Annotated in this window: 10 protein-coding genes; 9 read left to right on the forward strand and 1 reads right to left on the reverse strand. The window is 45.6% G+C overall.

Annotated features, from left to right (window positions below):
- Positions 1-87 precede the first annotated feature (87 nt).
- The 7 genes from BLS69_RS29720 to BLS69_RS29750 all read left to right on the forward strand — a co-directional run bounded on the left by BLS69_RS29720 (position 88) and on the right by BLS69_RS29750 (position 9,974).
- The gene (locus tag BLS69_RS29720) at positions 88-936 is read left to right on the forward strand and encodes a GNAT family N-acetyltransferase (RefSeq protein ID WP_091038867.1); all 849 of its coding nucleotides are present in this window, start codon (positions 88-90) and stop codon (positions 934-936) included.
- A gap of 199 nt (positions 937-1,135) precedes the next feature.
- Positions 1,136-2,938: a cache domain-containing sensor histidine kinase gene (locus BLS69_RS29725; RefSeq protein WP_091038869.1), complete on the forward strand. Its 1,803-nt coding sequence runs from the start codon at positions 1,136-1,138 to the stop codon at positions 2,936-2,938.
- Between the two features lie 11 nt (positions 2,939-2,949).
- A complete protein-coding gene (locus tag BLS69_RS29730; protein ID WP_091038870.1) occupies positions 2,950-4,524 on the forward strand; it encodes a response regulator in 1,575 nt (524 codons plus the stop codon).
- A 175-nt stretch (positions 4,525-4,699) separates the two neighbouring features.
- On the forward strand, positions 4,700-6,373 hold the full coding sequence (locus BLS69_RS29735; protein ID WP_256332455.1) for an extracellular solute-binding protein: 1,674 nt from the start codon (positions 4,700-4,702) through the stop codon (positions 6,371-6,373).
- A gap of 136 nt (positions 6,374-6,509) precedes the next feature.
- Complete coding sequence (locus BLS69_RS29740) at positions 6,510-7,484, forward strand: ABC transporter permease (protein WP_091038874.1); 975 nt, start codon at positions 6,510-6,512, stop codon at positions 7,482-7,484.
- Between the two features lie 16 nt (positions 7,485-7,500).
- The gene (locus tag BLS69_RS29745) at positions 7,501-8,400 is read left to right on the forward strand and encodes a carbohydrate ABC transporter permease (protein ID WP_091038875.1); all 900 of its coding nucleotides are present in this window, start codon (positions 7,501-7,503) and stop codon (positions 8,398-8,400) included.
- A complete protein-coding gene (locus BLS69_RS29750; RefSeq protein WP_091038877.1) occupies positions 8,397-9,974 on the forward strand; it encodes a glycoside hydrolase family 43 protein in 1,578 nt (525 codons plus the stop codon). Before BLS69_RS29745 ends, BLS69_RS29750 begins: the two co-directional genes overlap by 4 nt.
- A gap of 124 nt (positions 9,975-10,098) precedes the next feature.
- On the opposite strand, the gene BLS69_RS29755 is transcribed toward BLS69_RS29750, so the two are convergent.
- Positions 10,099-11,043 carry an alpha/beta hydrolase fold domain-containing protein gene (locus BLS69_RS29755; RefSeq protein ID WP_091038879.1) on the reverse strand — a complete coding sequence of 315 codons (945 nt, stop codon included), beginning with the start codon at positions 11,041-11,043 and terminating at the stop codon, positions 10,099-10,101.
- A gap of 193 nt (positions 11,044-11,236) precedes the next feature.
- Here BLS69_RS29755 and BLS69_RS29760 point away from each other — a divergent pair, with 193 nt between their 5' ends.
- Together BLS69_RS29760 and BLS69_RS29765 are read left to right on the forward strand one after the other, a co-directional pair.
- The gene (locus BLS69_RS29760) at positions 11,237-11,566 is read left to right on the forward strand and encodes an ArsR/SmtB family transcription factor (RefSeq protein WP_091038881.1); all 330 of its coding nucleotides are present in this window, start codon (positions 11,237-11,239) and stop codon (positions 11,564-11,566) included.
- Between the two features lie 165 nt (positions 11,567-11,731).
- Positions 11,732-13,507: a SulP family inorganic anion transporter gene (locus BLS69_RS29765; protein WP_091038882.1), complete on the forward strand. Its 1,776-nt coding sequence runs from the start codon at positions 11,732-11,734 to the stop codon at positions 13,505-13,507.
- The last annotated feature ends 10 nt before the right edge of the window (positions 13,508-13,517 follow it).

A 13,517-nucleotide genomic window follows, 5' to 3' on the forward strand; every position in this document is an offset into this window, starting at 1 on the left:
CTATCTGGTAGAATATGTATATAAAGATAGGGATCATGAGCTCTACTATATTATTATTTTCATCTGTTCAAAGGAGAGAGTGCCCTAATGTACAGTTATAAAATGTTGGACAAAATAAGCATGGAGACACTTCACGAGGCTTTTGTGGATGCGTTCTCCGACTACCAGGTTAAAATGGATTTGCCTTTTTGGAAGTTTCAACAAATGCTCCAACGACGGGGTTATCACCCCGAAATATCTATGGGAGCCTTTAAGGATGAGAGAATGGTCGGATTTGTTATCAATGGACTTCGAAGCTGGAATGGAAAGCCAACGGCATACGACCTTGGTACAGGCGTTGTAAAAGATTGCAGACGGCAGGGCATTACAAGTGATCTGCTCTTAAATATTCAAAAGCTGTTAAAAGAAAAAAATGTAGAGCAATATTTGCTGGAAGTCATCCAATCCAACGAATCTGCAGTTCAGCTGTACAGTAAACAAAACTTCAAAATTCAAAGGGAATTTTCATGTTTCCAGTTGCAAAAAGATCAATTCATACCGCAAACGACCTCCACGGTGGAATGTGTGGAGAGAATCGATGTGGAACAGTTTAAGGAATTTTGGGATGTGGAGCCCTCCTGGCAAAATTCAATTGATTCCATCTACGCTGTACCGGAGGCTTTTATCTATGTGGTAGCACGTCAGGATCACAGCATTGTTGGTTATGGCATTATAGATCAAAAAACAGGTGATATTCCACAGCTTGCAGTGAACCAAAATTACCGGGGCAAAGGTATTGCAAGCAGCATCCTGACAGAGATGGTCCAACGCACAGAATCGCCTAGAATCAGTGTCCTCAATGTGGAATCTCATCTAAAACCGATGGAAGATTTCCTCCTGGTCAAATCAGGTTTTGAATATCATGTGGGCCAGTACGAAATGCTCTTGAAATTATAACGTGATACCCGTTTCGACGTAGGATCAGATCGGGTTCATACGAAAATATGTGGGGTGTTAGTGTCTGTCTTGTTGGGTCTGTCTATCGGGAGGTTGATTAAGGGCTTCCCGGAAATCCTGGATTGCAGTATCCAACCCTTCCTGTACTCGTTATAATAATGTTGATATATGACATGGTTAGAGGAGACAAAGACATAACATGAGCCGCAAGACATACTGTAAGCGCATTCAGTTTCTAGATGATTGGAGTCTCAAAACCAAGTTGTACATATTGTTCATTTTTTGTGTGCTGGTCCCGGTCCTGGTCACAAATACCGTGTTTTACCAAAGTATCAAAGGTAACATTGAAGAGAAGGAGCATAGCCGATTTAATGAAATGCAGCAAAGGATCAAGTTCAACCTGCGGAACAGTATAGACAATAGCTTGTATGTGTCCAATTTTCTCTATACCGATGGAACGCTGAACCGGTTCATGGAGTTCAAGTATCGCGATCAGGAAGACTATTACTCTGCCTACTATGATATGCTTAGCAACAACAATCTGGTCAGGTACTACTACAGCTACCAGCAGGTGAATCAAATTACGTTTTATGTTGGCAATGATACCTTCGTCAATGGAGGAAACTTCATTAAGCTGGATGATGAGGTGAAGAAAAGTGATTGGTATCAAGCGTTGATGAACACAAGTGACCATATCATGATCTATTCGTATTTTGACAAACAACAGGCGGAGATGTCGCAAAGTCAGGGAGGACGCAAAGTAAGCATTATTCGTAAGCTGGATTACTTTGGGGAGCAACAGGTTGAAAAGGTGTTAAAGGTAGATCTGGACTACGCTTTCATCAACAAATCGCTTAAAAATGAGGGAGCAAATGGGAAGGTGTATGTCGTTTCGGATGGCAGGGTCATTTTCTCGAACGATTCAAAAATGAATCAGACGCGCAAGCCATTTAATCTGATTGCAAACAGTCCAATTGACCCTGTTCAATCCATGCAATCGATTCCCGTCGTATCCGAGGATTGGCAAATTATTGTCAGTACGGAGAAACTGGACGTTCTGTCGGAGATCATTAATTCCAAGTTTAATTTGACGTTGCTGATCATTCTTAATCTGTTGGTGCCGACACTGCTAATCTGGTTGATATCCAGATCACTGGTCATCAGAGTTGATCGGATAGCGAAACACCTGGATCAAGTAAAGCATGAGAAATTTGAGGTGATATCGGGACCTGTGGGCAAGGACGAGATCGGCAGCCTGACCCATAGTTATAACATGATGGTCATCAAGATCAAGAACCTGATTGAGATTGTGTTTAAGGGCCAGGTGGAGCGGCAAGCCCTTGAACTTTCCAAGAAACAGGCGGAGCTGAAAGCCCTTCAGAGTCAGGTGAATCCCCATTTCATGTTCAACACGCTTGAAACGATCCGTATGCGGAGTTTGATCAAGGACGAGCTTGAAACCTCCGATGTCATTCATAAACTGGCACTGCTGTTACGTCAGACGATCAATTGGGGCGACGATCTGATTACAATTGCAGAAGAAATCAATTTTGTGGAGAGTTATCTGAGTATCCAGCAGTATCGCTTTGGCGAAAAGCTGCAATTCGCAATCCGGATCACAGACGAATCCATAGCTGCCATGATGATACCAAAGCTCACCGTCCTCACCTTTGTGGAGAATGCTTGTATCCATGGCATTGAGGGGACGTCGAATGATGGGGTCGTGGAGGTATTATTCGAAATTCGAAGCAAGGATCTGTACATTTCCATTCGAGATACCGGAGTCGGTATGGATCAGGACAAGCTGGCCTCGCTCCGCAAAATGATGCAAGACCCGAGTATGGATCGGATGAGCGAGCTTAGCAGCATTGGTATGATGAATGCATATATTCGGCTGCGGATGTATTTTGATGATTTCGTTCAGGTGCACATATTCAGTGAAAAGGGGAAGGGGACAACGATTGGCATTCAAATTCCTCTTATGCAGGCATCTCAAGAATAAGGAGCGAGGATATGATCAACGTGCTGATTGTGGACGATGAGCCATTTATTCGCCAAGGACTTCTATTGTTAATTGATTGGGAGTCTTACGGATTTCAGATTTGCGGTCAGGCTTCCAATGGCATACAGGCATTGGAGTGTATACGCGCTGTACAGCCTGATCTGGTTATTTCCGACATCAAGATGCCGGAAATGGACGGAATGCAGCTTGCCCAAACCTTGTACGAGCAATATAGCGGTGACATCAAACTGATTCTTCTAAGTGGATTCTATGAGTTCGGATATGCCAAGCAGGCAATTAAATACCAGGTAGATGACTATATTCTCAAGCCTATTGTGAAGACCGAACTGGTTCAGGTGCTTGAGGAGTTCAGGGTCGCATTTAATGCGCGGACGGAAGAGAAGCGATATCAGCAAAAAAAAGATCGGATTATTATGGCTCAGCATATGCAGTCAATCTTGCTTGGGGTGGCTGAGGAGGATGCTGTTACGAGTCTGCAGCCCCACTATCAAGATGCCGGCATACTGCGTTGCATCCTGATTGAGGCGGAAGCTGGTCCAGAACAGGGAACGGATTGGTGTGCTCGGGTTGAGGCATGGGTGGGCAAGCCCTTTCCGGGACAAATTTTGAAGCCATTTACAGGCGATAAAAATGCGGTTCTGCTCATTGTTACAGACCTGATGGTGAGCCGTGAGGCAGTGACCTTGGAGCAATATTTGACCCGGTTACATGCCGATCTGAGCCATGGTCAAGAGGCGGCTATTGCTTGTTATGTCGGGAAGGAAGTACATGAGTTGGAGGCGCTGCAAGAGTCTTATCAATCCTGCGGCATAATGAAAAGCTTACGTTTCTTCACCACTTGCAGGCCCATTTATTACTTCGAACTTATGGATACGACTTTATTTGTTAATCGGCCGGGACAGTTCGAAAAACAATTGTTTGATGGGCTAGTTAAGTCTATTGAGGAACAGCAGACGGATGAGTTATACAGTCATGCAACGGCGATTTTTCAATTTTTTCTGGATGAGCGAATCGAGCCTGGTATTGTCCGCATCCACTTGCATTATTTGGCATACACATTGCTGGATCTCGTGAATAACGATACGGTTACTCCAGATTCCACGCTGATGGAATCGACTTTTCTGAAGGTGAACTACGCGATGTTATCCATGGAGGAAAACATTGAACATTTATGCGAATTTTCGCTCATGTGCGCAGAGAAACTGAAGGAGCAGCAAAAGTCGAATGCAATGGGCGTATTAGCCAAAATTGAGGCTTTCATTCACGAGCATTACAGAGAAAATATCAGCCTGAAATTGCTCGGGGAGCAGTTTTACATGAATAGTGCATATCTGGGTCAGATTTTCAAAAAGCATTTCTCAATCAGCTTCAGTGATTATTTGAATCAATTGCGTATTGAGGAAGCCGCCCGGCTGTTGCGCAGAACAGATCAAAGAGTATACGAAATCGCAACAATGGTGGGATATCGGGATTCCGATTACTTTATTAGCCGGTTCGAGAAACTCATGGGGGAGACTCCTGCACAATATCGTAAAAGTGCCCATGCTGCGTACTCTCTTGATTAACATCCTGCACTCCTTGACGGAGCGGCGGGATATTTTTTTTCGCAGATGCTGGAATTAGTGGGATTCCATCTATAGTTTATCCCGTTGAGAGGGGCATGGAAGCATGATAATTTTAAGTCAGCCTTTGGAAAGCGCTTTCCAAAAAGCTTCTGTCAATATAATCGATGGAGGGGTCATGATGAAAAAGGTTGTTAGAAAAAGAATCAAGTATAGTGCTCTGTTAGCTTTAATACTGGTCATCGCACTCGCTGGATGTACACCGGGATCGTCCTCGAAAGGGGAAAAGACAGCAGATGGAAGGGAATTGAAACAATTTTCCGCATTTTTTGCCGTACCGGGAAAAATTGCGCCTGACGATAATCGGGTATTAAAGGCTATTGAGGAGAAAACAGGCGTCAGAGTAACGATGGACTGGCTTACGGGCCAAACAGCCAAAGAGCGGATTGGTGTACTCATTGCAGGCGGCGAATATCCCGATTTTATCGATGGGAGTGATGGTACTCAGCAACTAGTAGCAGCAGGGGCGTTAGTACCACTTGAGGATTACATCGATAAATATCCCAACATCAAAAATTACCTGGGCGAAGACTGGAAGAAGATGAAAAATACGACGGATGGACATATCTACTTCATTCCTCAATTCGGCAATATACAAGAGAAATCGATGAAAGTATCCCATGACGGAGAAGCATTCTGGATTCAGAAGGCCGTACTGGAGTGGGATAATTATCCGACAATCAAAACGCTTGACCAATACTTTGACTTGATTGAACGGTACAAAGCAGCTCACCCGACCGTTGATGGTCAGCCAACAATTGGATTTGAAATTATCTCCTATGACTGGCGTTATTTCGCATTGGAGAACCCTCCGCTCTTCATGGCTGGTTATCCGAACGAAGGCGCAGCCATCGTTGATAAAGAAACGCTGACGGCCAAAAACTACAATACCATTCCTGAAGCGAAAGCATATTTCAAGAAGATCAATGAGGTATATCATCAAGGCCTGGTTGATAACGAAACCTTTACAGCAAACTATGATCAATATATATCCAAAATTTCTACCGGACGTGTGCTGGGTATGGTGGATCAAGGATGGCAGTTCCTTGACGCCGAGGCATCACTCGTGAAGCAAAAATTGTATGACAAAACCTATGTACCGTTGTCCATTACACTTTCCGAGGATGTTAAAGGGCGTTATCAGAACAATCCAATCCTTAACGTGAATGGCGGCTTGGCCATTACAAAGAGCTGCGAGGATATCGAGGGAGCACTTCAATATATTAATGATTTGCTGGACCCTGAGATGGAGGTATTGAGAACCTGGGGACAGGAAGGCGTGGATTATCAAGTCGATGACAAAGGCGTGTTCTCCAGAAATGAGGAGCAACGTGCGAATTCCAAAGATCCGGACTGGGTGCTGGCAAACACGGGAAGCCCGTTGGTCTATTTCCCGCATCATGAGGGCATGACCGCTGACGGGAAGAATGCACTTGACCCTAAGGAGCAGCCGGAGGAGTACCTTGCCACATTGAATGACATCGACAAAAAAGTGCTGAAGGCCTACGGATTCACGAAATTTACCGACTTCCTTGAGCCTGCGGAGGAAAATGAACCGTGGTTCCCAATCTATACCTATAATTTCGAACCAAATAAACCGGAGACCATCGCCAGACAGAAGATGGACGATGTAAAACGCAAATGGCTGCCAAAAGTGATTATGACTTCACCAGCCGAATTTGATAAAGCCTGGGAAGAGTATCAAGCCACACTCAAGGAAAGTGCAGATATTAAAGCGTATGAAGATGCGCTGACGGAAGAAGTCCGCAGACGCATGGAACTGTGGGGATAAAGGCCTGTCACACAGAAAGGCTATGGGGGACCCCGTAGCCTTTCTTACACGCTAAATTCGGAGATTGGATAGGAATGGAATCGATTCATCCAGACTGGGTGATATAGATAAACTCGTAAGCAAGGAGAGAAAAAACATGGCCAAAAAGGAGTTGCAGCCTTCGTTTAAAACCAGCCATATCCCAGCGGGAACAAGCTGGATCGGGTACAACCTGTCCAGAATGAAAAGTCAGCGACAATTAATGTGGATGTCATTTCCGTTTATTGCGTTTATCGCTATTTTTGCATATGGACCATTATGGGGCTGGTTGATGGCGTTTCAGAATTATAGACCGGGCATTGGTTTTATGGAGCAGGATTGGGTGGGGCTGGATCATTTTCGAACGTTATTCACGGACCCTACATTTTTACGTGTCATTCGCAACACGCTGGCGATGAGCCTGATCAGTCTGTTTTTGGGATTTGTCGGCTCGATTGGTCTGGCGCTCTTATTAAATGAACTGCGGATGATATTGTTCAAACGTGTGGTACAGACGGTTTCCTACCTTCCACATTTCCTGTCGTGGATCATCGTAACAGGTATCGTTGCGAATGTATTGTCAACGGAAACAGGGATTGTGAATGTACTGCTGACCAAATTGGGTCTGATTGATGCACCGATCAATTTTTTTGCTGAACCAAAATACTTCTGGGGGATTGTGGGCCTGTCCAGCATGTGGAAGGAAATTGGCTGGGGCACGATTATTTATCTGGCGGCCATGGCGTCGATTAATCCAAGCTTGTACGAGGCAGCTTCCATCGACGGAGCCGGCCGCTTTCGCAAAATGTTCAATGTCACGCTTCCAAGCATCAAACCAACGATCATTATCCTGCTTATCATCAACGTTGGTAACGTACTGAACGCAGGTTTTGAGATTCAATACTTGCTGGGGAACGGACTTGTGCAGGATGTATCCGAGACAATCGACATTTTTGTTTTGAAATACGGGATTAATCTTGGTAACTACTCACTTGCCACCGCAGCAGGCATTTTCAAAAGTGTGGTCAGTCTGGTGCTCATATTCATTGCCAACGGGATTGCCAAGTCTCTTGGTGAAGAGCGATTGATATGATAAGGGGGGGAGAGCTGTGAAGCGATTTAGTAGAAAACAAAACTTGGGAGATTCTATTTTTTCCATCACCAATGGCATATTTATGTTGCTTGTCATGGTTGTTACGTTATATCCTTTTTTAAACACTATTGCCGTATCTTTCAATAACGGGCTGGATACGATCCGCGGGGGGATCTATCTCTGGCCGAGGGAATGGACACTGCAAAATTACGTCTCCGTATTCCAGAATCCGAATCTGACACAAGCCGCATTTATTTCGGTTGCCAGAACTGTAGTTGGAACGGTGGTACAGCTATTCTGTACAGCCATGCTGGCCTATGTGCTGAGCCGCAAGGAGTATATGTTTAACAAATTGGTCACGACGCTGTTCGTAATGACGATGTATTTCAGCGGCGGCTTGATTCCGGGATACATGCTGATCAAACAAGTGGGGCTGCTGAACAGCTTCTGGGTATACATTATTCCCGGCTTGATCGGGGTGTTCAACATGATCGTCATTCGTACCTACATTCAGGGACTGTCGGAGGGATTGATTGAATCCGCGAAGATGGATGGAGCCGGAGATTTTCGGATTTTCATGCGTATCGTGCTTCCCTTATCCAAGCCGGTTCTGGCTACGGTTGCACTGTTTATTGCTGTAGGTCAGTGGAACTCCTGGTTTGACTCCATGTTGTACACGGCGGGAAATCGGAATTTGACCACCTTGCAGTATGAGCTGATGAAATTGTTATCCTCTGCGACCTCACAGGGGGGAACCGTCAACGTGGATTCATTCAAAAATGTAACCAACATGGTGACGCCTGTATCCATTCGGGCAGCAATCACGGTTGTGACGGCAATGCCGATCGTTTTACTGTATCCGTTCTTGCAAAAATACTTTGTGACTGGACTAACCATTGGAGGGGTAAAAGAATGAAGAATGCAAATCAAGGCGAACAATGCACGTTTAACAATCCGATTATGCCCGGGTTTTATCCAGATCCATCCGTATGCCGGGTGGGTGAAGATTTTTATCTGGTGACATCAACATTTGCCTATTTTCCTGGCGTTCCAATCTTTCAGAGCCGTGATCTTGTAAATTGGAAACAGATTGGCAATGTGCTGGACCGCCCTTCGCAATTAAATCTTCAGGGAGCAGGCCATTCACAGGGGATATTCGCTCCAACGCTTCGGTATCATGAAGGCACTTTCTATATGATTACAACCAATGTATCACATGGCGGTAATTTTGTTGTAACCGCTACCGACCCTGCTGGGCCATGGTCAGATCCTTATTTTATTGAAGACGCAGAAGGCATAGACCCTACGATTTTCTTCGATGACGGCAAAGCGTATTACCTTGGTACACGTCCTTGCTCTGAGGGAGTTCGTTATAATGGCAATTGGGAAGTTTGGCTACGGGAGTTGGATCTGGGCAGTATGAAGCTGGTGGGAGACAGTTACGTTCTGTGGCGCGGGGCGATGGTGGATGTCATCTGGCCGGAAGGCCCGCATCTGTATAAGATCGATGAATATTACTATTTATTGATTGCAGAGGGAGGCACAGGGCCAAACCATGCGGTGACCATTGCTCGTAGCAAAAGTTTGACCGAAGGATACGTCGGGAATCCGAATAATCCAATCATTACACATCGCCATTTGGGTAAACGTTACCCTGTTGTTAATGTAGGACATGCCGACTTGGTGCAGGCTGAGAACGGTCAATGGTTCATGGTCATGCTGGCTTCGCGTCCATATGGAGGGAGCTTTAGTAATCTGGGGCGGGAGACGTTCCTTGCTTCTGTCGTTTGGGAGGACGGATGGCCTGTTGTCAATGAGGGCCGCGGAATCCTGGAGGAGCAGGGCACGTTGGATTTGAAGCCTGTTCCGGTAGAGCCGCAACTGCGTTTTGACCATTTTGACAGTGATCGTCTGGGCTTGCAATGGATGTTCCTGCGCAATCCTCAGGAAGATCTCTATTCATTAACCGAACGCAAAGGATACTTGCGGCTGAAGCTGAAACCGCAAACATTGAAGGAAAAAGAAAACTCCAGCTTTGTTTGTCTGCGTCAAAGGCATATGGATTATGTCGCAGCTACAGCGATGGAATTTGTGCCCGGGAATGCAAACGAAACTGCTGGTCTTGTCGTCATTCAGAACGATCTGTATCACATACGGATTGAGCGTGCTCTGACCGAGAACCAGCAAGTGCTGCGTGTGGTGACCGTTATAGATGGTCAGGATACCCACATTGCGCAAGTCGCGCTGGATGATGAAGTATCACGAGTGTATATCAAACTGGCCGCGACAGGTCAGCAACTAAGCTTCTACTACAGCACGGATGGAAGTCAGTATCATCTGGTGGCGGAACAGGTGGATACAAGCAGCTTGAGCACTGAAGTAGCTGGCGGCTTTGTTGGCTGCTGTATCGGAATGTTTAGCAGCAGCAACGGTACTTCATCTGATCAGGTGGCTGACTTTGACTGGTTTGAATATGGTTCATATAAATAATATTTAGATGACAGAATAACAGTAAGAAAGCTCAATCCAGTGGCGGTATTCCAGGGATTGAGCTTTTTTTCGTTTTTTTTTTGCTAAAGGGAAAACTGCGGGAGAGTAGGGGACGCGTTACAGCTTATTGATTAGTTTCATATGTTGAGTTTTTAATGATGTTAACTATTTTACGCTGAGCATCCTTGGCCTCCGGAATTGGATAGAGGACAAAGACATGGTTCATTTTGGGGTAAACGTACGTTTGGTGATCGATTCTTTGATCCGTCAGCAGTTTGTCGAGCTTCATATTATCAGGAAACAAGCCCTCGTGAGTCCCGATAAAGATGCTGATTTTGCCCAGACCGGCGAAATCTCCGTAGATTGGACTGATTAGCGGATCGTTCAACGGTTTGTCAGCTGCCCAGATCCGCCGGATGACATCATACCCTTCCACAGCGAGCATAGGGTCGCGGGTCTCGTAATCGAATATGACCGGATTGTCCAGCACCATATCCACACAAGGTGATAACAAGATGATATCTTTGGGCTGCGGGAGATTATGCATCTTCAGATAATGGGCCAAGGCAAGGGAGATGTTCCCGCCTGCGGAATCGCCCATAATGGTGAGTTGTGCCGAGTCGTTCACGGAGGCAAGGAGATTCCGATATAGATTGAGCAATTTCGGATATGTGTGTTGATAATTAAAATGCGGAACCTTTGGATAGATGGGAGCAACAACTTTGGCATTCAGAGCCTGAGCTATGCGGTCCATGAATTTCCAGTGTAAAGACAGCGGCTGGTGTGTGTGCGCCCCGCCATGAATGTAGAGAATGACCCTCTGTTCACGTGAGTGCCGATCGTTTAAGGTGAACACCTGCATGTCTTCATGGGAGCGCTCTTTGATGGAAGATGACAGTTTGGTTTTACCCAAGGTATAAGGTTTAATGTTTTCCAAGCCCATATGATCCAGGTGTTTGCGGGTAAGCTCGCGTGTTGAAAAAAATTTCTTGGTATCTAACGTTCCGATATATTTCTCGAATAGAAAGCTCGTCAACGAGCGTTTGTGATTATGGATATACATGTTCATTGAGGAATCACCCTTCCTGATGGAGTTCAGATATACGGTCTGTGGAGACTATAAGTAAAGTATAAAGGTTGAAGTGTACTTCAAGGTCAATCTTAATTTTTCCATCAAACCGTTATGGTTAGAGTAAAGCATGGTACCCGTTCTATGTTATGATATTTGCATCTTCAAAAGTTCGATTGAAGGGGCATAGCGTATGAATCAGAGCATACAACAGTTTAAAGCGGATTTTTTCAAAGCATTGGCACACCCGATGCGGATTCAGATTCTGGAACTGCTGAGTGAAGGAGCCAAAAACGTGAATGAACTGCAAAGCATTCTGGGATCGGAAGGTTCTGCCGTTTCACAGCAACTGGCTGTATTGCGCAGCAAAAATGTTGTTCAGGGAATCAAAGAAGGGACAACCGTCACCTATTCGCTGCGTGATCCGCTGATTAAGGACCTGCTGGCAGTCACCAAACAGATTTTTGACAATCATCTGGTTGATGCCATTTCCATGCTGGAAGATATTCGTAAAGAGTCCTGACACAATAAACAAGAGCAACTGGTTGTAATCACCGGAGGTTCTTGTTTTTTGTGTTAGGTTCCCGTTGGAATTGTGCGTAAGCCGATTGACAGGACGTATGCAGGGGAGTAGTCTTTTAAATATATTCAAATATTCAAATATATGAAGAAAAGAAGGTTTTTGTACATGAGATGGATGGGGAGATATGCAGGGTATAATGCTGCCGCTTTTCGCAAGGATCTGTTATCGGGACTGATTGTAGGTATCATTGCGATTCCACTCGGTATGGCCTTTGCCATCGCTTCCGGGGTCAAACCGGAGTATGGATTGTATACCACAGTAATCGCAGGGATTCTCATTTCCTTGCTGGGTGGGTCCAAGTTCCAGATTGGCGGGCCAACGGGGGCATTCATTCCAATCCTCTTTGCCATTGTGATGCAGTATGGATATGAGAATCTGCTGATTGCCGGAATGATGGCCGGCTTGATGCTTGTACTTATGGGCGTATTCAAGCTTGGGGCATTAATCAAGTTTATTCCAAGGCCGGTGACTATCGGTTTTACGGCAGGGATCGCCGTCATTATTTTTAGCGGACAAATTACGAACTTCCTGGGACTTCGGGGCATCGAGAAACACGAGGATTTCTGGTCTAATATGAAAGAAATCGGGATGCATATCTCAACAATTAATATATACAGTGTGCTTACAGCTGGAATCTGTCTGGCTGTTCTTCTGCTTGTGCCCAGGTTTGCACCAAAGGTGCCTGCATCACTGGTGGGGCTGGTTCTTTCGACGGTAGTCGCAGCGTTCTTTTTTGAAGGGCAGGTGGCTACGATCGGTTCGTCCTTTGGCGCCATACCTAACGCTTTGCCTCAGTTTCATATGCCTGAGATCACTTGGGAGCGTATCGTGAACTTGCTGCAACCCGCTTTTGTCATTGCCATGCTGGGTGGAATTGAATCGCTGCTGTCGGCTGTTGTTGCCGATGGCATGACCGGAAGTCGGCATAACAGCAATCGAGAGTTGATTGGGCAGGGAATTGCTAATATGGTGACGCCGTTATTTGGTGGTATTCCTGCAACAGGAGCGATTGCACGTACAGCAACAAATATCAAATCCGGCGCAGTATCGCCGTGGTCTGGCGTGATTCACGGTGTAGTGGTTTTGCTGGTACTTGTTCTCTTTGCGCCATATGCATCCCACATTCCTCTTGCCAGTATGGCTCCCGTTCTCATGCTGGTTGCTTGGAATATGAGTGAACGAAGATCCTTCATACATGTCATGAAAACCAAAACGAGCGATTCACTCGTTCTGCTTATTACCTTTTTGCTGACCGTATTTACAAGTTTAACAACGGCTGTAGAGGTTGGGTTGATTCTGGCTGTCCTTTTATTTGTTAAGCGGATGAGTGAGATGTTGAAGGTTGCCAAAGTACTGCCCGATCCCGAGCATAAACATGAGAAAGTCATGGCCCACATGGTTCGGGAAGGACATGACTGTCCGCAAATAAGTCTGTATACAATTGAAGGGCCACTTTTTTTCGGCGCAGCGGATATGTTCGAGAAGTCAGTCATGGATTCGATTCATCGGCGCCCAGGCACTCTGCTGTTGCGCATGGGCAAGGTGCCTTTTATGGATACGACAGGTGAATCCAATCTGGCCCGTGTTGTCAAACATATGGAGAGATCCGGGGGCAGGGTTTTACTTTCAGGCATTCAGGCGCAACCGTTGGAGATGCTGAAGAGAACAGGATTGATTGAATGGATTGGTTCGGATCATATGTTTGAGCACACGGGTGAAGCCATCAATTATGCATTAGTGCATCTGGATGTTCAAAAATGTAGGGGGTGCAAACATTTTGCCTTTCGTGAATGTGCTGCATTGTCGAGTACTGGCACCGACCCAGAGTGTAATAACCTGCTGAAATCTGGAAATCGAGTCAATGCAAATAGCCCTATCTAACCTGCTGATG

Source organism: Paenibacillus sp. CF095 (assembly GCF_900101225.1).
Lineage (GTDB): Bacteria > Bacillota > Bacilli > Paenibacillales > Paenibacillaceae > Paenibacillus.

Excerpts from the sequence above, each read along its gene's own strand:
- BLS69_RS29720 (WP_091038867.1), top strand. The coding sequence starts at position 88 with ATGTACAGTTATAAAATGTTGGACAAAATAAGCATGGAGACACTTCAC.
- BLS69_RS29725 (WP_091038869.1), top strand. The coding sequence starts at position 1,136 with ATGAGCCGCAAGACATACTGTAAGCGCATTCAGTTTCTAGATGATTGG.
- BLS69_RS29730 (WP_091038870.1), top strand. The coding sequence starts at position 2,950 with ATGATCAACGTGCTGATTGTGGACGATGAGCCATTTATTCGCCAAGGA.
- BLS69_RS29735 (WP_256332455.1), top strand. The coding sequence starts at position 4,700 with ATGATGAAAAAGGTTGTTAGAAAAAGAATCAAGTATAGTGCTCTGTTA.
- BLS69_RS29740 (WP_091038874.1), top strand. The coding sequence starts at position 6,510 with ATGGCCAAAAAGGAGTTGCAGCCTTCGTTTAAAACCAGCCATATCCCA.
- BLS69_RS29750 (WP_091038877.1), top strand. The coding sequence starts at position 8,397 with ATGAAGAATGCAAATCAAGGCGAACAATGCACGTTTAACAATCCGATT.
- BLS69_RS29755 (WP_091038879.1), bottom strand. The coding sequence starts at position 11,043 with ATGAACATGTATATCCATAATCACAAACGCTCGTTGACGAGCTTTCTA.
- BLS69_RS29760 (WP_091038881.1), top strand. The coding sequence starts at position 11,237 with ATGAATCAGAGCATACAACAGTTTAAAGCGGATTTTTTCAAAGCATTG.
- BLS69_RS29765 (WP_091038882.1), top strand. The coding sequence starts at position 11,732 with ATGAGATGGATGGGGAGATATGCAGGGTATAATGCTGCCGCTTTTCGC.